General features: G+C 26.7%; 23 protein-coding genes. All 23 read left to right on the top strand.

The window, feature by feature from the left end; all coding sequences use genetic code 11:
- Positions 1-17 precede the first annotated feature (17 nt).
- The 23 genes from ACYUEX_RS10515 (at position 18) to ACYUEX_RS10405 (ending at position 23,283) form a co-directional block, all read left to right on the top strand.
- Positions 18-416, top strand: coding sequence for a chemotaxis protein CheW (locus tag ACYUEX_RS10515; protein ID WP_322413014.1), 399 nt, complete (start codon positions 18-20; stop codon positions 414-416).
- A 16-nt stretch (positions 417-432) separates the two neighbouring features.
- Positions 433-1,428: a flagellar motor switch protein FliM gene (fliM, locus tag ACYUEX_RS10510; protein WP_460288041.1), complete on the top strand. Its 996-nt coding sequence runs from the start codon at positions 433-435 to the stop codon at positions 1,426-1,428.
- Positions 1,421-2,530 (top strand): flagellar motor switch phosphatase FliY, encoded by a 1,110-nt coding sequence (gene fliY / locus ACYUEX_RS10505; protein ID WP_460288040.1) that lies wholly within the window; start codon positions 1,421-1,423, stop codon positions 2,528-2,530. The genes fliM and fliY overlap by 8 nt, the downstream gene beginning before the upstream one ends.
- Before the next feature lie 182 nt (positions 2,531-2,712).
- Positions 2,713-2,994, top strand: a complete 282-nt coding sequence (locus ACYUEX_RS10500) for a flagellar biosynthesis anti-sigma factor FlgM (RefSeq protein WP_460288039.1) — start codon at positions 2,713-2,715, stop codon at positions 2,992-2,994.
- On the top strand, positions 2,987-3,397 hold the full coding sequence (locus ACYUEX_RS10495; protein ID WP_460288038.1) for a flagellar protein FlgN: 411 nt from the start codon (positions 2,987-2,989) through the stop codon (positions 3,395-3,397). Before ACYUEX_RS10500 ends, ACYUEX_RS10495 begins: the two co-directional genes overlap by 8 nt.
- A gap of 17 nt (positions 3,398-3,414) precedes the next feature.
- On the top strand, positions 3,415-5,250 hold the full coding sequence (gene flgK / locus ACYUEX_RS10490; protein ID WP_460288037.1) for a flagellar hook-associated protein FlgK: 1,836 nt from the start codon (positions 3,415-3,417) through the stop codon (positions 5,248-5,250).
- A gap of 11 nt (positions 5,251-5,261) precedes the next feature.
- On the top strand, positions 5,262-6,257 hold the full coding sequence (gene flgL, locus ACYUEX_RS10485) for a flagellar hook-associated protein FlgL (protein ID WP_460288036.1): 996 nt from the start codon (positions 5,262-5,264) through the stop codon (positions 6,255-6,257).
- A gap of 13 nt (positions 6,258-6,270) precedes the next feature.
- A complete protein-coding gene (gene fliW / locus ACYUEX_RS10480) occupies positions 6,271-6,690 on the top strand; it encodes a flagellar assembly protein FliW (protein WP_460288035.1) in 420 nt (139 codons plus the stop codon).
- Positions 6,691-6,709: 19 nt separating this feature from the next.
- Positions 6,710-6,934: a carbon storage regulator CsrA gene (gene csrA, locus ACYUEX_RS10475; protein ID WP_460288034.1), complete on the top strand. Its 225-nt coding sequence runs from the start codon at positions 6,710-6,712 to the stop codon at positions 6,932-6,934.
- Positions 6,935-7,033: 99 nt separating this feature from the next.
- Positions 7,034-7,387 carry a flagellar protein FlaG gene (locus tag ACYUEX_RS10470; protein WP_460288033.1) on the top strand — a complete coding sequence of 118 codons (354 nt, stop codon included), beginning with the start codon at positions 7,034-7,036 and terminating at the stop codon, positions 7,385-7,387.
- A gap of 15 nt (positions 7,388-7,402) precedes the next feature.
- Positions 7,403-7,693: a hypothetical protein gene (locus tag ACYUEX_RS10465; RefSeq protein ID WP_460288031.1), complete on the top strand. Its 291-nt coding sequence runs from the start codon at positions 7,403-7,405 to the stop codon at positions 7,691-7,693.
- Positions 7,694-7,706: 13 nt separating this feature from the next.
- Positions 7,707-8,087, top strand: a complete 381-nt coding sequence (fliS, locus tag ACYUEX_RS10460) for a flagellar export chaperone FliS (protein WP_460288029.1) — start codon at positions 7,707-7,709, stop codon at positions 8,085-8,087.
- A 135-nt stretch (positions 8,088-8,222) separates the two neighbouring features.
- The gene (gene fliD, locus ACYUEX_RS10455) at positions 8,223-10,268 is read left to right on the top strand and encodes a flagellar filament capping protein FliD (RefSeq protein ID WP_460288027.1); all 2,046 of its coding nucleotides are present in this window, start codon (positions 8,223-8,225) and stop codon (positions 10,266-10,268) included.
- A 9-nt stretch (positions 10,269-10,277) separates the two neighbouring features.
- Positions 10,278-10,607 (top strand): flagellar protein FliT, encoded by a 330-nt coding sequence (locus ACYUEX_RS10450; RefSeq protein WP_460288026.1) that lies wholly within the window; start codon positions 10,278-10,280, stop codon positions 10,605-10,607.
- 169 nt (positions 10,608-10,776) lie between these two features.
- The gene (locus tag ACYUEX_RS10445; protein WP_460288024.1) at positions 10,777-11,592 is read left to right on the top strand and encodes a flagellin N-terminal helical domain-containing protein; all 816 of its coding nucleotides are present in this window, start codon (positions 10,777-10,779) and stop codon (positions 11,590-11,592) included.
- A gap of 121 nt (positions 11,593-11,713) precedes the next feature.
- On the top strand, positions 11,714-12,529 hold the full coding sequence (locus tag ACYUEX_RS10440; protein ID WP_460288023.1) for a flagellin N-terminal helical domain-containing protein: 816 nt from the start codon (positions 11,714-11,716) through the stop codon (positions 12,527-12,529).
- A 139-nt stretch (positions 12,530-12,668) separates the two neighbouring features.
- Positions 12,669-13,484, top strand: coding sequence for a flagellin N-terminal helical domain-containing protein (locus tag ACYUEX_RS10435; protein ID WP_460288021.1), 816 nt, complete (start codon positions 12,669-12,671; stop codon positions 13,482-13,484).
- A gap of 61 nt (positions 13,485-13,545) precedes the next feature.
- A complete protein-coding gene (locus ACYUEX_RS10430; protein ID WP_460288019.1) occupies positions 13,546-15,762 on the top strand; it encodes a glycosyltransferase in 2,217 nt (738 codons plus the stop codon).
- Between the two features lie 45 nt (positions 15,763-15,807).
- The gene (locus tag ACYUEX_RS10425) at positions 15,808-17,217 is read left to right on the top strand and encodes a glycosyltransferase (RefSeq protein ID WP_460288018.1); all 1,410 of its coding nucleotides are present in this window, start codon (positions 15,808-15,810) and stop codon (positions 17,215-17,217) included.
- Between the two features lie 87 nt (positions 17,218-17,304).
- On the top strand, positions 17,305-18,375 hold the full coding sequence (locus ACYUEX_RS10420) for a glycosyltransferase family 2 protein (protein WP_460288017.1): 1,071 nt from the start codon (positions 17,305-17,307) through the stop codon (positions 18,373-18,375).
- Positions 18,376-18,509: 134 nt separating this feature from the next.
- Positions 18,510-19,931 carry a tetratricopeptide repeat protein gene (locus tag ACYUEX_RS10415; RefSeq protein ID WP_460288016.1) on the top strand — a complete coding sequence of 474 codons (1,422 nt, stop codon included), beginning with the start codon at positions 18,510-18,512 and terminating at the stop codon, positions 19,929-19,931.
- Positions 19,932-19,945: 14 nt separating this feature from the next.
- Positions 19,946-22,276: a glycosyltransferase gene (locus ACYUEX_RS10410; RefSeq protein ID WP_460288015.1), complete on the top strand. Its 2,331-nt coding sequence runs from the start codon at positions 19,946-19,948 to the stop codon at positions 22,274-22,276.
- 29 nt (positions 22,277-22,305) lie between these two features.
- Positions 22,306-23,283 carry a Gfo/Idh/MocA family protein gene (locus tag ACYUEX_RS10405; protein WP_460288014.1) on the top strand — a complete coding sequence of 326 codons (978 nt, stop codon included), beginning with the start codon at positions 22,306-22,308 and terminating at the stop codon, positions 23,281-23,283.
- The last annotated feature ends 15 nt before the right edge of the window (positions 23,284-23,298 follow it).

Raw genomic sequence — 23,298 nt, 5'->3', positions numbered from 1 at the left:
ATTTAGGAGGAAGTTAAATGCAATTTGTAATATTTAAACTAGGTGAAGAACATTTTGCAGTGGAGACAGATAAAATATTAAGTATAAATGATATGATGAGTATCACAAGAGTGCCTAAAGCTCCAAATTACATAAGAGGTTTAATAAATCTTAGAGGGAGCATAAAGTCTTTAGTTGATATAAACTTATTGTTAAATATAGAGTCTGATAAAAAACAAAACAACATAATAATATTAAAAGTTGATGAAGAGGAAATTGGAATATCTGTAGATGAGGTTGAGGAAGTTATAGATATAGATGAGTATAAGTTGCAAAAATTAGAAACACATAATACAGAAGGATATATAAAAGGGGTAATTGACCTAGAGGGTAAATTACTAACAATAATAGACATAGAGAAACTATTAAATCACTAGGAAATGAGGGAGAGAAATGGCAGAGGTTTTATCACAGAGTGAAATAGATGCTCTCTTATCTGCCCTATCTACAGGAGATGTTGAACCAGAAGAACTAAAAGAGAAAGAAGAAAAGCATAAAATAAAAAAATATGATTTTAGAAGTCCTCAGAAGTTTTCAAAAGATCATATTAGAACTTTAGAAATGGTACATGATGCTTTTGCAAGAATAATTAGCAATTATCTTTCTGGACAGCTTAGAAAACATGTTAAGGTAGATATTCAAAGCGTGGAGCAGATAACATACGAAGAATTCATTCACTCTATTCCAAATCCAACTATACTTACTGTATTTAAGATGCCACCTTTGCAAGGTAATATATTACTTGAAATGAATCCTCAATTTTCATTTCAAGTGTTAGATATACTTTTAGGAGGAACAGGAAATAGAGAAGAGAGTGCAAAAGAATTCTCTGAAATCGATAAAAATATTTTATCAAATATAACTTCAGAAATGATAAAGAGCTTAGTACTAGCTTGGGATGGTATATTAGATGTAAAGCCAGAGTTTGAAGTCCTTGAAACTAATCCATCTGCTAACCAAACTTTAGCACCTAATGAGCCTGTTGCTTTACTTAGTTTTTCAGTTGAATTAGGAAAAAGCACAACATATATGAATTTATGTATTCCATATTTAAGTGTTGAAAAAGTATTAGACAAACTTGTTGTTCAATATTGGTTTAAGGTTGATGAGTCTGAGCTTGAAGATGAGTCTAGAGAAAAGCTTAAAAAAGGTATAGAGCCTGTAGAGGTAAATATGCATGTTGAGCTGGGGAAAACACAAATAAATGTTGATGACTTTTTAAAGTTAGTTAACGGTGACGTTTTAATTTTAGATTCTCAATATAGTGATCCAGTTAAAGTTTTTGTAGAAGATGAAGAATATTTTATAGCAAAACCTGGGACTATGGGAAAAAACATAGGAATAGAATTTTTAGATATTTTAGATAAGGATGTGATTGAGAATGAGTAATGGGTTTTTATCTCAAGAGGAAATAGACTCATTGTTAAATGGGAGCGCAGAGAATAAAGAGCCTGTGGCAATATCTGATATAGAGAAAGATCTTTTGGGGGAAATTGGAAATATATCCATGGGATCAGCATCAACAGCTCTTTATCAAATTATTAATAAACAAGTAAATATAACAACTCCAAAAGTAAAAATTACAACATTAAGAGAAATTAAAGATGGATTCAAATATCCTAATATAATTTTAGATGTAGAATATGTATCAGGAATAACTGGAAGAAATATATTAATAATGCAAACTAAAGATGCAGCTGTAATTGCGAATCTTATGATGGGCGGAGATGGACAAGTTGAAACTACTGAATTATCAGAAATAGAAGTAAGTGCTGTTCAAGAGGCAATGAATCAAATGATTGGTTCAGCAGCTACATCTATGGCAACTATGTTTGCAAGAGAAGTAAATATATCACCTCCAAAATCAAAAATATGGAATGATATAGCACAAAATATATCAGAGGACATACCAGAAGATGAAAAAATTGTAGAGGTATGTTTTGATTTAACTATAGAAGGATTATTAAACTCTAATATAATGCAAATATTACCTATAAATACTGCGAAAAAAATAGTATCAATAATGATGGGTGAGGATGAAGAAGTTGCAACTGAAGTTGATACAGAAAAAGTTGTAAATGAAACTAAGACAAATAAAGAAAATAGTAGTAGTTCATATAAGATAGAAGAAAAGCCTATTCATATTGCAGAAGAAAGAAAAGTGGAAAAGCCTGTAGAAGTACATGGAGCTACCTTTGCACCTCTTTCACAAGGTAATGTAGGAGAATCTCATAAAAATATTGATTTAATACTAGATGTTCCATTAAATGTTTCTGTTGTTTTAGGAAGAACAAAAAAGAGCATTAAAGATATATTAAACTTAAGTACAGGGTCTTTAATAGAATTAGATAAACTTGCAGAAGAACCTGTAGAAGTATTAATAAATGGCAAAAAAATAGCTTACGGTGAAGTTGTAGTTGTAGATGAAAATTTTGGGGTTAGAATAACTAGTATTATAAGTGGCGCAGATAGAATAAAATCACTTAAATAAATATGTTTAAAGAAACTATATCAAATTAATTTGATATAGTTTTTTTGTATTAGATAAATTTAACTTAAAGGAAATGTTAACAGATAAAATATAAGTGAAATTAACTATTTTCAATTAATGTATAAACTTATAACTAAGAAATACGATAAATAAATATATAAGAATATTATTAGGAGGAGATTATGAATATTAAAGGTGTAGGTTATACAAATGGAATTAACTATTATAATAAAGTAACTTCTAATAAAATAGATAGATTAGAAAAGAAACAATCTTATGATAGGATTGAATTATCAGAAGTAGCTAGAACATTAAATGATTATTCAGTAAATGATGTTAATTATGATAATAGTAAGAAAGTTTTAGAAATCAAAAACATGATTCATAATGGAGTATATAAATGTGATGCAAAGCTTATTGCTAAAGAAATGATATATACCATGAGAGGACAAAAATATGATTAATAATTTAAAGAATGTACTTATGGATGAAGAAACAGAATTAAATGAATTATTAGTTTTATTAGATAAACAATATAAATTAATTATAAATAAAGATGTATTTGGAATGGAGTCTATAGTAGAAGAGATAAAGCTGAAAAATAAAACTGTAGCAGAAATTGAGGTTAACAGAAGAAGAGTTTTAGGAAAGCATTCTATTAAAGAGATAATAGAAGATTCAAATGATAATGATTTAGATAATATATACAGAAGAATACAAAAACTATTAAATGAAATGATACTTCAAAAGGATACAAATGAGTTACTAATAAAACAACAAATAAGCTTTACAAATAAGCTTTTAAATTTATTAAATCCTAAGAGAGATGTACCCGTATATAATTCCTATGGAACTATAAAGAGGTAGTAAGCGGAGGCGAAGAAATGTCAGGATTATTTTCAACATTTAATATAGCAAAAAGAGGTATGAATGTACAACAAAAAAGTATAGATGTAACTTCTCACAATATTGCAAATTCTAATACCGTTGGGTATTCAAGACAAAGAGCTAAAATAGAAACAACTAGACCTTTTGGTGGACCATCAATGGGATCCTCAATTCAACCTGGTCAAATGGGAACAGGCGCACAAATACAAGCGATAGAGAGAGTAAGAGATAACTTTTTAGACTATCAAGTAAGAGGAGAAAATTCTGTATTAGGGAAGTATGATTTAAGAAATAACTTTCTTTATGAGGTAGAAAGTGTTTTTAATGAACCATCAGACACAGGAATTTCAACATTAATGGGAAAGTTTTTTGATTCTTTTCAAGAGTTATCTAAGCAACCTAACAGTTCAAATGCTAGAACTGTAGTGGCTCAGCAAACAGCAGCACTAACAGATGCTTTAAATGCTACCTATACAAAGCTTGAAGGCTTACAAACTAATTCACAAGATATGCTTAAAAGTTCAGTTACTGAAGTGAATAGCTTATTGGAGCAGCTAGATAGGGTAAATCAAGAAATAATTAGTGTTACTGTAGCAGGAAATACACCAAATGATTTAATGGATAAAAGAGACTTGTTGTTGGATCAATTAAGCTATAAATTTTCAATACAAGTTGATAAAAGAGAATTTAATGGTATAGATTTAAAACCAACAGAGGTTGGTAGTATGAAAGCACCACTTTTAGTTAATTCTAGTCCTAATGGTGATGCAGCAAGATTTTCATATGTAACTAATGTAGAACTAGATACTAGTGATTTTTCAGGGAAAACATATATAGTTACATATTACAAAAATGGAAATGTGGATAGTGATGCTAATAAGCAAACTTTAAAAGTGACAGGAATAACTCCAGAGCAAGCTAAAGAAATTAAAGATAATAGAATTATATGGGCAGATAAAAATGGTCAAGCAGCTAAAGGAGATGGATATCCAATAAGAGATGGAGAAGTTATAAGCTATTCTCAACTTATGGTGTTCAAGCCTCAGTCAGGAAATGTTAATGGATTAGTATCTGTTCAAAAAGATATAGAAGATTACATGAATCAATTAAACAGACTAGCCAAAGCAATAGCTTTTTCAGTAAATGCAATTCACAGTGGAATCGAAGATCCTTTAAATAATACAGCTGGAGCTGAAAAAGATTTTCTTCCTTTCTTTGTTAATAAAGATACAGCTAAATATGGAGGAAATGGAGTTTTAGGAAATTTAGATCAAACATTACTAGCTGAGAAAGATATAACAGCCAAAAATATTTCTGTAAATAAGGAAATATTAGAAGATGTAATGAAGATAAAAACTAAAACCCATGATGATTTATTTCCATATACTCATGAAAATATTATGGATGGAGATAGCGATGGAGCTAGAGCTTTAGCTATTGCACAACTTAGAGATTCATTAATAAGAATTCAAGATATAAATGAAACTGTAATAACAAGAAAAGATATGTTTGATAAATTTAAGGGCGGAAATTCTCTGTTAAATAATGGACTTAAAATTGAAAATAGCACTTCAGGAATGAAGATGGATTCTTACTTTAAGGACACTATAGATAGATTAGGAGTACAAACACAGGAAGCTCAAAGAATGGTAACAAACCAAGAAGATTTATTATATAGCATAGAGGAAAGTAGAGCATCTGTATCAGGTGTAAATTTAGATGAAGAAATGGCTAATTTGGTACAATTCCAACATGCATATAATGCAAATGCAAAGATAATATCAACAGTAGATGAACTTTTAGATGTAATAGTAAATGGCTTAAAGAGATAGGAGGTAAGTAAATGAGAATTACAAATCAGATGATGAGCAAAAGCTTTTTAAAAGACCTTGGCAGAAATCAAGGTTATATGAAAAAATTAAACGATCAGCTTACTTCAGGAAAGGAAATTAGAAGACCTTCAGATAATCCTTTTAAAGTAGCTAGAAGTATGCAATTGCATAGAGATATAGGATCGAATATTCAATATAATGAAAATATAAAGGATACAACAAACTGGTTAGATACAACTGATACAGCTTTAGAACAATTAGGAAATAGCTTTCAAAGATTTAGAGAACTTATGGTTTCAGCTGGTAATGCAACCTATGGAAGTGATGAGAAAAAAGCTATTAGAGATGAAATGAATGAAAAGGTAAATGAAATATCACAAATATTAAATACAAGCTTTGATGGTAAATATATATTTGGAGGAACTAAGGGGAGTTCAAAACCATTAGCATCTAATAAAGATATAGTAACAGGAAACAATGTTCTTAATTTAAGTGGAAAAAATGGAGAAATTTTAGAATTAGATAATTTGGATCCAGAAGTTGAAAATCAAATAAATATGATTAATAAGAAACTTAGTGTTGAAGTTTCTCAAGGTGTTGTTATGGATTATAGTGTCTCAGCAACAGATGTATTACTATTTAAAGATAAAAATGGAGCTGATGTAAATGTAATGAATTTAATTAAAGATATTACAAATAATATAGCTTCACTTGATTCAAATGAGAGTAGTAAAGTAACAAATGAAAATTTAAAAACTATGGATGAAACTATATCAAATCTTTTAAAGATAAGAGCAGAAGTAGGTTCGAAACAAAATAGAATGGAATCAGCAGGAAATCAAAATGAAGAACAAAATTTTAACTTGAAGGATATTTTATCACAAACAGAAGATATAGATTTTGCAGAAAAAAATATTCAAGCAACAGTGGCTCAAAGTGTATATATGGCATCTCTTCAAGTAAGTGCAAAAATAATTCAACCATCACTATTAGATTTCCTAAGATAGGAGAAGATATAATATGGAATTAATATCACCAATACACGGAAAAATGATATATAAAGATGATGAAATAATAAACTTTGTAAAAGGAATACCAGGTTTTGATAATTTTAAAAAATATATAATAAAAGAAGTAGAAAGTAATAGTCCTTTTTATATATTACAATCAGTAGAAGATAACGATATAGGCTTTATAATAATTTCTCCATTTTTTATACATAATGATTATGAAGTAAAATTAAGTGAAGAAATTATAAAAAAGCTAAATATAGAAAGCCCAGAAGATGTTTTATTATATTCAATTGTAACATTAAATTCTAAAGTAGAAGATATAACAGCAAATTTAAAGGCACCTCTAGTAATAAATATAAAAAATAAAAAAGGGGAACAATATATTATAGATAAAGAAAAATATAGTATAAAAGAAAAAATATATTAATTAAAAAGGTGGGTTAAATTTGTTAGTTATAACAAGAAAAAAAGGAGAGTCAGTTTTAATAGGTGATGATATAGAAATTTCAATTTCTAAAATCGAAGATGGAAGCGTAAAACTTGCAATAAAAGCACCTAAAGAAATGACTATATTAAGAAAAGAGCTTTATGAAGAAGTTCAAAATGAAAACATAGAAGCAACTAAAATTAATATGAATCTAGATATGTTAAAAAGCATTAGTAAAAGATAAATATATTTAATTAATTTTAAATAATCTTATAGAAAATATATATTAAATAGATTTGAATTACAGATTTTATATTTATAAGTTTAGGGAAGGGAGGAAAAGATGATGGAAATGAAGGTTACAAGTCAAGGAGGACAAGCTAACCTAAATGCAGCAAAAAATGCAGAAGTTAAGCAAGTTGTAGTGAACAAGGATGTAATTGAAGCTGTAACGGCTAAGGATAAAGGATATAGAGAAGAAGATATAACAAAGGCTATAGACAAATTAAATAAATTTCTAAAAGATGAACATACCTATGCAGAGTATTCTATCCATGAAAAGCTTGGAGATGTAATGATTAAAATAATAAATGAAGACACAAAGGAAGTAATAATGGAATGTCCACCTAAGAAAATATTAGACCTAGTGGCAAAACTGTGTGAGCTAGTAGGAATTGCAATAGACAAGAAGGCTTAATAGGGGAGGGTAACTATGAATTTCTTACTAAATAAAATAGACACAGACCTTAGAAAAAAGATTTATGAAAAAACAAAAGATGGTAAGGTTCATAGAAAATCAAGCATAATCATTAATAAAGATAGCGAAAAGCAAAAGAAAAAGTTTTTTGGTGAATATGTAAAAGAAGAAAGAAAACAAATGGAGCATAATAAAATTACTGTTGATGCTACAAAGTTAGAAAAGCCCACTATAAGCCTTAATGGTGAAAAAGAAGAAAACTTAAATGCAATAGGTTATGGCACCTTTTTAGATGTTAAAAAGTAGGAGGAAACAATAAATGTATGGTAATAATGCATTAAACGTATATAAAAATAACAGCGTAAACTACGCATCAAAAGAGCAGCTATTATTAATGTTAGTAGATGGAGCTGTGAAGTTTTCTAAAATAGCAAGAGAAGCATTAGATAACAAAGATATAAAAAAAAGTCATGAAAACTTAGTGAAGGTTCAAGATATATTTACAGAGTTAATGATAAGTCTAGATCAAAATGCAGGAGAGTGGGCAAAACAAATATATCAGGTATATGAGTTTATAAAAACAAGACTATTTGAAATAAACTTAAAAAAAGATGTACAAGCAATGGATGAGCTTATGCCAGTAATAGAAAGTGTAAGAGACATATGGCATGAAGCACATGAAATATCAAAGAGAAGTTAAGAAGTGAGTGAAAGAGTTAAGGAATAAACTACTAAGTAGTTTAGAAAAATGTATAATTCAGCTATGCTGAATTATTTCAATAAATTTTCATTGTTAACTCTTCACCTTTCACATTATTTACGGGGGGTTTAAAAAGTGAGAATAACAGGTTTAGCTTCAGGTTTAGACATGGATCAATTAGTTAAAGATTCAATGAAGCCTTATAGAATAAAAATAGATAGAAAAGGTCAAGATAAAGAAATTCTTGAAATAAAACAAAAACTTTATAGAGAAGTTATTAAAGATTCAAGAGAGTTTTATAATAAATATTTTGATGTTACTAAGAAGGACAGTATGCTACTTACTCAGAACTGGTCAACTGTAAAGTTAAAATCTTCTAATGAAGATATATTAACTGTTACAGGTGGTAGTGATGCAAAAGTAGAAAATTATAAAATTACAGGTACTACAGCAACTGCAGCCAAAATGGTAATAACAGCAGGAATAGCTGAAAATGATAAACTGGTTATAAGCGGAGAAGAATTTGTATTAAAGGGAGAAACAGAAAAAGATAGAGCTACAAATTTAAATAAACAGTTAAAAGAGGCTGGAATAAACGTATCTGTAAGATATAGTGATTTTGCAGGAACAGAGTCTGGTAATGAAAAAGGATTTATATTTGAGTCCACAGTTTTGGGAAAGGATAGTACTTTTACAATTGGAGGTACATTTGCTAGTGTAGGTTCTGTAAATAAAGGGATAGATGCAACAGCAGCAACAATATCTGGAGCTGATTTTACAATTGATGCTTTAAAGTCATCTGGTGGGAAAATCTTTGTAAAAGGAGAAGAAATATCTATAGATATTAACGATACTCTTGTAAATTCAGATATAGAAAAATTATTACAAAGTAAATTAAAAGATAAAAAATTAACTGCAAAAGTAGATGAAAGTGGAAATATTACTTTTAGTAGTACTGTTTTAGGTAGTAAAGTTGAAGATCCTGAAATATTTATAAATGGCAAAGGTGGAACTTTTGTACCCGGAATAGATTCAACAGCTACAACTAATACTTTAGATGTAAGTTCTATAGAAAATAAAAAAATATCTGTTAATGGAAATATTGTTGATTTGTCAGGAAAAACAGATAGTACTGATATATTAAATCATTTAAATAAAGTATTAAAAGATCAAAATGCAAATACTACTGCAACCTTAGATAAGGATGGTAAGATAGTTTTGACATCAAATGGGCTTGGTGCAGATTATGATGTAGAAGTAAAAGTATTAGATAATTCGCTAGGAAATGTAATTCAGCCGTCGTTAGGTAGAGATGCAGAAATTATTTTTAAGGACGGAAAAGGTGGAGTTTATACACATAAAGGAATTTCTAATTCAGTAACATTAGATGGGGTAACTTTTAAATTTTCTGGAGAAATACCATTAGAAGGTGTAACTGTTAATGGTAAAGCAAATGTTACAGAAATTAAAGATAAATTAGTTACTTTTATTAATGACTATAACACTTTTATTGAAAAGTTAAATACTCTAACCATGGAAAAAAGAAATAAAGATTTTAATCCTTTAACAGCAGATCAAAAGAAGGATATGTCTGAAAGTGAAGTTAAACTTTGGAATGAAAAAGTTCAAAAAGGACAGCTAAGTAGAGACTCAGATTTAACAAGAATTTCAAATAGTTTAAAGCAAGCAATGAGAACTTTTGTTGAAGGCTCTGAGCTGAATTTAGAAAAAATAGGTATAAAGCCCACTGAAGACTATCAAGGAACTAGAAATGGAACATTTACAATAGATGATACTAAATTAACAAAGGCATTAGAAGAAAATGCAGAAGATATAATGAATTTATTTATAAAACCAAAGCCAACTACAGAAGGGCTTTCAGAGAGCAAAAAGTACTCCCAAACAGGATTAATGCAAAGAATTAAAGATATTATTTATAAGGAGTCTGTAACAGTTTCTGCTCCGTTAATGAATAAAGCTGGATTAGAAGGTTCATCTACTGTTTATACTAATGAAATAACTAAATCAATTCAAAAGTATGAACAAAAAATGAAGGATATGGAAAAGGATTTTGCAAGAAGAGAGCAGGCTTTATATAGTAAATACGCTTCTTTAGAGACGATGATGAATAAATATAATTCTCAACAAAGTTATCTAATGCAGCAATTAGGAATGAAATAAGGTCATATTATGATAAATGATATATTAGAAGAGTATAAAAAAACAACGGAAGAGATAATAGAAAAATTACAAAATGATTTGTCGATTGACGAATTTATGAGTAAAAGAGAAGATTTACTACATGAATTATTTAAGCAGGAAGATATAAGTAATATAGAGATAAAAGAACTATATATATCAAAAGGTTTATTAGAAATTGATGAAAAATTAAAATTTTCTATAGAAGAGCAGCAATTAAAAGTTAAAGATGAAATTAGAAATCTTCATAGTATGAAGAATGCAAATAATGCTTATGAAAAAAATAGAAGAATAAATAGTTTTTTTAGCACAAAAATATAAAAAATTTTATAAAAATATATAAAGTTATGTAAATATATACGATATTTATAATATAAGCTTAAAAAACTTAAACTCTATATAGAGAATTTCTCCACCAAAATGGTAGGAGTTCTAAATATAAATATAAAATGACAAGGATGTCAGTTTAAAATCAAGGAGGAATAAAAAAATGATAATTAATCACAATATGAATGCATTAAATGCACACAGAAATATGACTTCAAATACTGGAGCAGCAGGAAAATCAATGGAAAAATTAAGCTCAGGTTTAAGAATAAACAGAGCTGGTGATGATGCTGCAGGACTTGCAATATCAGAAAAAATGAGAGGACAAATCAGAGGATTAGATCAAGCATCAAGAAACTCTCAAGATGGTATTTCATTAATTCAAACAGCTGAAGGTGCTTTAAATGAAACTCACAACATTCTTCAAAGAATGAGAGAACTTTCAATTCAAGGAGCTAATGATACAAACGTATCAGTTGATAGAGCAGCTATAAAAACTGAATTAGATCAATTATCTTCAGAAATAACTAGAATAGCTAACCAAACTCAATTCAATAAACAAGATATATTAGCAAAAGATTCAACAGTAAATATTCAAGTTGGAGCAAATTCAGGACAAACAATATCTATTTCACTAAAAACTATGGATGCGAAAACATTACAGGTTGTAGGTGCAACTTTAGATGTTGCAGATACAACTAAAGCAAATGCGCTTACAAATGCTTTAGATACTGCTATAGAAAATGTATCAACTCATAGATCAAGCTTAGGAGCTTTACAAAACAGATTAGAACATACTATAAGCAATTTAAATAATACATCAGAAAACTTAACAGCAGCAGAAAGCAGAGTAAGAGATGTAGATATGGCTAAAGAAATGATGAGTTTCTCTAAGAACAATATTTTACAACAAGCTGCACAAGCTATGCTTGCTCAAGCTAATCAACAACCACAAGGTGTTCTTCAATTATTAAGATAATTAATAATTTAAGTTTTGATTTAGTTAATTAAATTTGTTATTTTAAATAACAAATAAAAATATCATAAATATAAAATTAAATGACAAGGATGTCAAATTAAAAATCAGGGAGGAATAAAAAATGATAATTAATCACAATATGAATGCATTAAATGCACACAGAAATATGACTTCAAATACTGGAGCAGCAGGAAAGTCAATGGAAAAATTAAGCTCAGGTTTAAGAATAAACAGAGCTGGTGATGATGCTGCAGGACTTGCAATATCAGAAAAAATGAGAGGACAAATCAGAGGCTTAGATCAAGCTTCAAGAAACTCTCAAGATGGTATTTCATTAATCCAAACAGCTGAAGGTGCTTTAAATGAAACTCACAACATTCTTCAAAGAATGAGAGAACTTTCAGTTCAAGGTGCTAATGATACAAATGTATCAGTTGATAGAGCTGCTATTGAAACTGAATTAAAGCAATTAACATCTGAAATAGATAGAATTTCAAGCCAAACTCAATTTAATAAGCAAGATATATTAGCTAATACTTCAAAAGTAAATATTCAAGTAGGAGCTAATTCAGGACAAAAGATTACTATTTCATTAAAAACTATGAGTTCATCAGGATTAAGTATAAAAAGCACTGATTTAAAGGTTGGAACTACTGCTTCTGCAAATAATTTAACAGATGTTCTTGATAAAGCTATAGAAAAGGTATCAACTCATAGATCAGATTTAGGAGCTTTACAAAACAGATTAGAGCATACTATAAGCAATTTAAATAATACATCAGAAAACTTAACAGCAGCAGAAAGTAGAGTAAGAGATGTAGATATGGCTAAAGAAATGATGAATTTCTCAAAGAACAATATTTTACAACAAGCTGCACAAGCTATGCTTGCTCAAGCTAATCAACAACCACAAGGTGTTCTTCAATTATTAAGATAATTGATAATCTAAGTTTTGATTTAGTTAATTGAATTTGTTATTCAAAATAACAAATAAAAATATATTTTCAAGAGTATCGTAAATATAAAAAAATAAAGATTGACAAGGATGTCAGGTTAAAATCAAGGAGGAATAAAAAATGATAATTAATCACAATATGAATGCATTAAATGCACATAGAAACATGACTTCAAATACTGGAGCAGCAGGAAAATCAATGGAAAAATTAAGCTCAGGTTTAAGAATAAATAGAGCTGGTGATGATGCTGCAGGACTTGCAATATCAGAAAAAATGAGAGGACAAATCAGAGGATTAGATCAAGCTTCAAGAAACTCTCAAGATGGTATATCATTAATTCAAACAGCTGAAGGTGCTTTAAATGAAACTCATAACATTCTTCAAAGAATGAGAGAACTTTCAATTCAAGGAGCAAATGATACAAATGTATCAGTTGATAGAACAGCTATTGAAACAGAATTAAATCAATTATCATCTGAAATAGATAGAATTTCAAGCCAAACTCAATTTAACAAACAAAGTATATTAGCTAATACTTCAAAAGTAAACATTCAAGTTGGAGCTAATTCAAATCAAAAGATTACTATTTCATTAAAAACTATGAGTACATCAGGATTAGGAATTACAGCAGGAAGCTTAAAAGTAACTAATACTTCTTCAGCTAACACATTAACAAATGTTCTTGATAAAGCTATAGAAAAGGTATCAACTCATAGATCAGATTTAGGAGCTTTACAAAACAGATTAGAGCATACTATAAGCAACTTAAATAATACATCAGAAAACTTAACAGCTGCAGAAAGCAGAGTTAGAGATGTAGATATGGCTAAAGAAATGATGAATTTCTCTAAGAACAATATTTTACAACAAGCTGCACAAGCTATGCTTGCTCAAGCTAATCAACAACCACAAGGTGTTTTACAATTATTAAGATAATAATTATTTTTAGGAGGGGCTTAGGTCCCTCTTTTAAATTATAATTTAAGGAGTAATATTAATGAAAAAAGCAAATAAGCATATCGAGGAACTAAAAAATAAGTATAGTTATAGGCTTAGCATATGTATGATAGTCAGGGATGAAGAAAAATTCCTTGATAATTGTTTAAAAAGCTTAAAGCCATTAGTAGATTTAAATTTAGCAGAACTAATAGTAGTTGATACAGGTTCAATTGATAAAACTATAGAAATAGCTAAAAAATATACAAGCAAAGTATATTTTAAAGAATGGAATAATAATTTTTCTGAAGCAAGAAACTATAGTATTTCTCTTGCTCAAGGAGAATATATTTTCATTATGGATGCTGATCAAGAGATGGAAAAAAGTGAAGTTAATAAGTTAATAGAGCTTTTTAGTAGTAATGAATATAGGAAGTTTAATACATATTCATTAGTATATAAAAATTTTACAAAAGAAGATTTAAGTGAATATACTTATTTCTCCTTAAATTTAATATTTAAAAATGATGGAGCATTTAGATATGACGGGAAAATACATAATCAGCCAATATATAAGGAACCAGTAAAAAATTTAGAAATATATATGATGCATTATGGATACATAATGACTGAGGATATAAAAGAAAAAAAGTTTAAAAGAACGGCTACATTATTAAAGAGTGAATTGGAAAAAGATCCAAATAATATTTATTATATATATCAACTTAGTAGAAGTTATGAGATGCATGGAGATACCAAAGAAGCAATAATTGAATTAGAAAAATATCTTCCATTAATTGAGTCTGAGAAAATTAATGAAAGTTTAGGAATAAATTATTATCATAACGCCACAATAATATACTTTAATGCAAAGGAATATAATAAGTGTATTTATTATTGTGAAAAGATGAAAGAGTTAGATGAAGAATTAATAGATTGCTACTATCTAATGGGAAAGTGCTACCTTATTGAAGGAAATCTTGATAGAGCAGTTTATAATTTAAAAATGTACTTAAACCATTTAAATACATTTAAATATGAAAAATATGCTAGCACTAACGGATTAGAAGTATTTTCTTATGGACATAAACTTAGAGTTATATCAGAACTTTTAAGACTTAAAATTAAGATAAATCAATTAGAAAATGTAGAGGAATATATTAATAAATTAAATGAAGATAAAGAAACCTATATGCTAATGATTAGTGAAATATTAAAAGTAAATATTTTAAAAGAAGATATACCTGCTATAAATAAAGTAATTAAAGAACTAAAGAAGGAAGATGAAACTATATTACTTTATTACTTACTTTCAAAAATAGTAGTTAGTATAGAAAATACAGATAAAAATTCATTTATAGAAAAATTGAATTTAGATGATGAAGAAAGAGAAATAGTAAGAAAGAAGATTAATTTAGAAATAGAAAGCAGTTTTAAAAATTTATTAAATTTTATAGATGAAAACTCAAAATCGAATAAGGTAATTAAAATAGAAAATTGTATTGAATTCTTAATTGATACTTTAAATGATTCATCTATTGATGATATAGTTGGATGCAATTACAAAAATGAGATTGTTTATATAATAGGATATTTGCTTGAGAAAAGTGATATGATAATCAATTCCTATTTAATTAATCAAGAAAAACTAATTGCTTTAATGGGTAAGTATATCTTAATTTTTAAAGATAGTGAAGAAAGTAGTTTAAAGGATGATAGAGAATTCTCAAATAAAATAGATAATTTTAATAAGTTCATTAAAGAAAAAAATATATTAGAATCAATTTCTTCCTTAAAGGAAGCAATTACTATAAAGCCTGAGTTTAGTAGTTTAATAACTGTAATAAAAGATTCTATAATATTAGAACATATAGAGGATAATAATTTAATTACAGAAAATGATATAGCAAAGATTAAAGAAAATCTAATTACCTTAATAAATAATAATATGCTTATAGAAGCTATAGAATTATTAAATCAATTAGAAGAACTATATAATATTAAGAAAGATGCTGAGTTAATATCAATTAAGGCAACTCTAAAATTTTATTCTAATGAAGTTGATGAAGCGGAGAAAATTTTAAAAGATGGATTAAGATATTATTCTAAAAATATGGATTTACTATATAATTTAGCATATATATATGAAGTTAATAATAAGCATTTATCATCAATGAGTACTTATTATGATATATTAGAAGTAGATTCTAATAACCTATATTTAGAGGATATTAATTCTAATTTATGTAAATTAAAAGAAATTGTAGAAGTTATATAAATTCAGTATAAATTAAACATATTATTACTTAGAAGGAAGATATATATGGAAAATAAAATTATTTTAAGTATCTGCATGATTGTTAAAAATGAAGAAGAATATATTGATAATTGTTTAAATAGCATGTTGCCATTAGTTAATGAAGGAATTGCAGAATTTGTAATTGTTGATACTGGGTCTACAGATAGGACTGTAGATATTTGTAAAAGATATACTAATAATGTTCATTATTTAAAATGGAATAATAATTTTTCAGAAGCTAGAAATTTTAGTATTTCTATGGCTAAGGGAGAGTATATATTTATCCAAGATGCAGACCAGTGTATAGATAAAAAAAGTATTTATGACATTATAAAGCTGTTTAAAGAAAAGAAATATAGAGATTATAATACAATATATATAAAATTAAGAAATTATTTAGAGTCAGATTTAAGCAAGTATTCAGACTTAAGCTTTCCATTAATATTTAAAAATGATGGGAAATTTAAATATATAGGGGCTGTACATAATCAACCAATATTTAGTGAGCCTATTCTATATACTTATATTCAAATAAATCATTTTGGATATATAATGGACGATGAAAAAAGATTAGCTAAATTTAATAGAACAGCTTCCATATTGAAGAAAGAATTAGTTAAAGATCCAAGTAATTATTATTATATGTTTCAATTAGCTAGAAGCTACAATTCAATAGAGGATTTTAAAAATGCTAAAGTTCAAGTTGATAATTATATTAAGCTAATTCCAAAAGAAATTAATAAAGAAACTTTAAAATATTATAGAACAGCGGCGCAAACTTACTATTTAAATAATAACTTTATAGAGGTTATTGATATATGTAGTAAGGTTCTGAATGAATTTCCATATTTCTTAGATTGCTTATATTTAAAAGGCTTATCTCTTATGGAAACAAAGCTTTACGAAGAAAGTAACAAATTCTTGGGAAATTATTTATATGTATTGGATAAAAATTTACATATTGCTGATATGGAAATAGAGATGTTTTCGATATCATCTAAGAATAATGTTATTAAAGTAATAGAAAACAATGAAAGATTAATAGAATTTAATAATTATATAATTAAGATGAAAGATAATTTAATACTTCTATTAGAATCTAATATTCAAGAAGCTGTTAGAGTTGTAGATGAGCTAAGAAGCATAAATGAATATAAGTACATAAATGATTTAGAGTTTTTCTCAATAACCTCAACTATATATTTTATGAATATGAACTATGATAAAGCTTTAGAAGAAATAAATAGTGGATTTTATATTGATGATAAAAATTTTGATTTGATTTACAATAAAGCATGTATATTAGAAGCTATAGGAGATAATATTGAAGCTATATTTAACTACAAATTAGCAAAAGAATTATGTACTCAAAATGAAGTATTGTATATGATAAATGAAAAGATAATAGAACTTAAAAATAAGAATAATATTTAATTAATAAAAATATATCAAAAACAGGTATTCATATATTGATTTACCTGTTTTTGATATGTACTAAAATAAAACTATGGGAGTGAGATTATGAAGATATCGTTAGCGATGATAGTTAAAAATGAAGAAAAAGTCTTAAAAGAATGCTTAGATAGTGTTAAGAATTTGGTTGATGAAGTAATAGTAGTAGATACTGGCTCTAAGGATAGAACTTTAGAAATAGCAAAAGATATGGGAGTTAAATTATATGAATTCCAATGGTGCAACGATTTTTCGTTGGCTAGAAATTTTGCATCAGAAAAGTGTAGCGGGGATTGGATATTAGTTTTAGATGCTGATGAAATTGTTGATGTTGGGAATAAGGAAACTTTAATTAATTTTGCTACTAATAATACAAATAGTATAGGAAAAATTGAAATTTTAAGTAATTTTATTGATGGTAATGAAGTGAGTTTTTCAAGGGAATATGTATCTAGATTTTACCCAAAAGGATTACTTTATAAGGGATGTATACATGAGCAGTTAGATTCATCTTTACCTCGTATTAATATTAATTTTAAAGTTAAACATAGTGGATATTTTAATAAAGATAAATCAGGAAGAAATCTAGAATTACTCTTTAAAGAGTTGGAAAATAATTCAGAGGACAATTATATTTTATATCAAATAGCTAGAACTTTGCATGTAGCAAAGAGATATGAAGAAGCAGATTTATATTTTGAAAGATGTTTTAAAAATAGTGAAATTAATTATGCATATACTAAAAGCTTCGTTAATTTATATATAAATAATTTAGTTAAAATAAATAAGTTTTCTGTTGGATTAAATATTATAGAAAAATACTATAATAAATATTTAAATGATGCAGACTTCAATTTTAATTGTGGCATTTTTTATATGAGTTTAATTTTATCTGATGTAGCGTCATATGGAGAATATTTATATCTTATTGAAGAAAGTTATTTGAAGTGTCTTGAAATAGGAAGTAAATCAAATGAAATAGTTCAAGGAGTAGGAAGCTTTAAAGCTGCATATAACTTAGGAGTATTTTATGAAACTACAGGTAATTTAAGTAAAGCTAAGTATTATTATGATTTTTCATCTAAGTATAATTATAAACCAGCAAAAGATAGATTGGAAATTTTAAATAGAAGTAGTTAATACATTAAGAATTGATATAAAAATGCGATAATAATATTAAAAGCTATATGCTGAAAAATTAAATTTATATTTAAATTATAATTAATAAAAGCTTATTTAATTACTATAGGATAAAGGCTTGATGGGGTGAAGATGTGAATGAAGAATTAGAAGAGCTTAAACGTAAGACGAAAGACAATATAAGTACATTAATTAATAATGGATTGTTAATAGAAGCCCAAAATTTGCTAGAGGAATATAAAAAAATATTTAAAGATGATATTGAAATATATTCAATTGAATCTATATTATTAATTTTAGAAGGAAAAGTAAAAGAAGCAAAAAAATTATTAAGAGAAGGGCTCAATAAAGAATGTAATAACTTCGATTTGCTGTATAATCTTGGGTATTTATATGAGACAAATAATGATATAGAAGCAGCTAAAATTATATATAATATAGCAAGAATAGTAAATGAGAAAAATGATTTTAAAGAGTTAATAAACAGTAAGTTGAATGAAATTGGATATAATAGAAAAATATATGATGTCATGTTATTAGGAAATTATGAAAGATGTATACAATTTAATGAATTATTTGATGAATGGAATGTAGTTAGTATTATAGATCCTGAAGCCTTATGTAACAACGAATATATTTTAAACCTAGAAAATTATAAATACGATTTTATCTTTGTAGTTGAAGAGATTAATAGAGATGAAATATTAAAATCTATAAAAAAATATAATGAGAAAAATATTTATTTTTTTGAAGACTATAAATTATCAGTTATAGAAGGATTAGATTATAAAATGTTGGACATGTTAAGAAGGAATAAAATTAATGGAATAATAACAGGTCTATCTTATGCAGAAGTAGGAGTAAAGGAATCTATTAATAATAATTTCATTAATTTTTCTTTTTCATCTCAAGATTTATACTATGACTTTCTGCTAATAAAATATTTATTTAATTTTAAACAAGTAAAAGATAACTTAAGATATGTAATTATAAATATGGGATATTATTCTTTTGACTATGATATGACTAAAACAAATGCTAAGAATAGGATTCATAGATATATTAATTATTTTGAAGACTACCATAATAATGATAATTTTATTGAGTTAGATATAATTAGATCTTTTTATGAAAAAGGTATAACATTTCAAACATATATAGATATGAACAAGTCAAAAGAAGAAACAATTTTAACTTTAAATGACCCTAATGGTATTTATGAAGCACAAAAAAATTCATCTATGGATTATGAAGCCACAAGAAATGAAAATGAAAAAATATTAGAACAATATATATTATTTTTAAAAGAAAATGACATAGTTCCAATTATTGTTGTATGTCCTACAAGTACATATTATAGAGAGAATTTCAATATAAATAGAAAAAATATATTTTACAACATATTAAACAAGCTAAAAGATAAATATAGTTTTCAAGTTGTTGATTATTTTGAAAGTGATTTATTTGATGATGATGATTTTTGGGATTATTCTCATTTAAATGGTAAGGGATCAGAAAAATTTACTCAAATACTAAAAGAAGAAATTGATTGGTAATAAGGAGGTTAGTCGTGGAAACTATTAATATAATAGAAATAAAAAGAAGAATAGAAAATTTAATTAATGATAATTATTGCAAAGAAGCTATAAAACTTTTGGAAAAATTACTTGTGACATTTCCTGATGATATAGAGATTTATTCAATGTATGTAGTAGCTTTATCTATGTTAGGAAATTTTAATGAGGCTATAGCTATATGTATGAAGGGATTAGACGTAGAGTTAGATAATTTTGATTTAAATTATAATTTGGCATGCATATATGAAGGGATTGGAGAGTATTCAAAAGCATTAACTTTTTATGCTTTAGCTATTGAAGAATGTAAGGATTTAGAGCTAAGAGAAAATATAGATTTAATAATAAAAAATATTCAGAGTAAAAAAGATTATAGACCACAACAAAAAATTGCCTTTTTTGTGAAAGTTGGTATGGACTCATTTTTAAATGATATTATAAACGGTTTATCTGAAGAATATATTGTCAAAAAAATTATAGTAACTAATTATAATCAAATAGACAAAGGTATGGAATGGGCTGATATATGTTGGTTTGAATGGTGTGATGAACTTATAGAGTATGGAAGTAAACATAGATTAGCAACTGAGAGGAAAATAATATGTAGATTACATAGATATGAGGTGTTTACATATTATCCTAAAAATGTAGAGTGGAATAATGTAGATAAATTAATTGTTGTAACCGAACATTTAAAAGAAATATTAAATTCACAAATACCTGATCTTAATGAAAGAGTAAACATAATAACAATAAATAATGGAGTGAACTTGGAAAAATTTCAATTGAAAGAAAGAAAATCTGGATTCAAACTTGCTTATGTTGGCTATATACATCAAAGAAAAAATCCAGTACTTTTATTACAGATAATTAGTAAACTTGTTAAAAAAGATAAGAGGTATAAGCTTTATGTTGCAGGAGAATTTCAGGAGGATATAATTGAGTTATATTGGAATTATCAAATACAACAAATGAATTTACAAGATAATGTAATATTTGAAGGTTGGCAAGGGGATATTAATGGTTGGCTTGAAGATAAAAATTATATTTTATCTTCAAGTATTCATGAAAGTTTTGGATACGGTATCGCTGAAGCAATGGCAAGAGGAATAAAGCCTGTTATTCATAATTTTATTTTTGCAGAAGAAATATGGAATAGAGGTTCTCTCTTTAATACTATAGATGAAGCTGTAAATATAATTACAGAAAAAAAATATAATTCTATAGAATATAGAAAATTTATAGAAAATAATTTTTCTTTGGAAAATCAAATGAAATCTATAAAAAGACTCATAAGCGGAGATGAAAATGTTAAAAGTTTAGATATAATAATGAAAAAATATTATAAGGGAGTTTTTGGTGAAAATAAAATCAAAGATATAACATTATTAGTATGTACTTATAATAGATCAAAAGTTCTTTTGAAAGATTTACGAAAAAATTATAAATTTGAAAATGTAAATAAGATAATAGTAGATGATTGTTCTACTACTGATAATATTAAAATGTTGCAAAATAGTACAGATATTAATGATGTACAAACTATAATATACTCTGATATTAACAAAGGTATAGCAGGAAGCATTAAAGAAGGAGTTAAACATATTAATACAAAATATATGTCTTTTTGTGGTGATGATGATATTATAATTTGTAATGAAGAGAAAAACATAATTTCTGATATGAATTTATTGGATGATGATTATGCAGTTGTGATTCCAAGATATGTAATAAATCTTGATACGTCTGAGAAATTAGATATAGGTTATGATAGAGTAAGATATAAAGATCTTACTGCTGCACAGACTTTACAAAAATTCTTTGAAACTGGAGAGATGGAAGCTTTCATGGCTGGAACTATAGTGAATACAAAATATGTTAAAGGACATATGGCTGAAAGTATGTTTAGAGTTTCGGAAGATTATGTAATAATGACTAGGGTTTTAGCACAAAATTTAAACAAAAAAATAATGGTTTCTGAAAATTACGCTTATATAAGAAGAATTTCAAGTGATACATTAAGCAAAACCCTAGATACAACCAAATTGGCTATACATTCACTTTCATTATTGATAGCAGCTTATTATTGTGTGGAAGGTAATATTGTTAGCAGTGAGGATGTAATGAATATTATATACAAAAGATGTAATTTGCTTAATAATATTTACGGTTTTGGAATGGACATTTATAAGATAATTGATAATTATTTAAGGGATAAAATAGACAAATCAGAGTTTATAGAAATTTTAAAAAATGATTATAAAATAAGTATGGAAGAATATCCTAAAGAGTTTGAATTATTGAAGGCTAGAATACCATATATATAGACTGTATAAGATTGAAAGGGAGAATTTAGATGTTAAAAATTGCTCTAATTGGAATAGGAAGTATGGGTAAGCTTCATTTGAAAAATATTTTGGAACTACAAAATAAAGATGTATGTAAATTGGAATTAGTTTGTGATATAGATCAAGATAAGGTTAATGAAATTTGTAGTGATATTAACGTAGTTCCATATTATAGTTTAGAGAAATGTCTAGAAGCAGAGTTTGATGCTGCAATAATAGCTACAACTTCTAATACCCATTATGAAATTGCTAAAAAGCTGTTGATGAAAAAAAAACATGTTTTAATAGAAAAACCTGTAGTATTAAACCTGGCAGAAGCGGATGAACTAAAAAAAATAGCTAATGAGAATGGAGTTACAATTTCTGCAGGATATACTGAGATTTATAATAGTATAGTTACAGGTGTAGATAAATTAGTTATTGATAATGGAAATCCGAATTATTTCGATTTTTATAGAATAGGGCAAAAAACTACTAAAAATGATATTAAGGATATAGATTCAATTCAAGATTTATTAACTCATGATTTAGCAGTATTATATAGTGTAATAAAGGTTGATAAAATTAGTAATGTTTCTGGGTTGTTAAAATCTTATAATAAAAAAAGTGGGAAATATGATTTCTCGGTAGTTAGCTTTTTGTGTAATGATAATATAGTAGTTAGATTTAATGCTGATAGGACAAGCAGTGTTAAAATAAGAAAATTTAATATGTCGAATGAAGATTTTTTTGGAGAGTTTGATTTTATGGATCAAATAGTACAAGTAAGTACAAAAGGTAACATTGAGGCATTTGGAGAAAATGTGTGGTATTCTACTAATAAAAATTCAGTTAAAATAAGATATGCTAATAATCCATTAAAGGATGAAATTCTAGATTTTATAAATTCAATAGAATATAAAATACAAAGTAAAACTTCTCTTATATGGTATGATGTAACAAAAACTATTGAGGAGATAAGGAAAGTTATATATTCAAATAGGTAAGAAGGGAAGAACAGG

The sequence above is a fragment of the Clostridium sp. CTA-7 genome (genome assembly GCF_054768095.1).
This window is presented reverse-complemented; position numbering and strand designations above follow the sequence as displayed.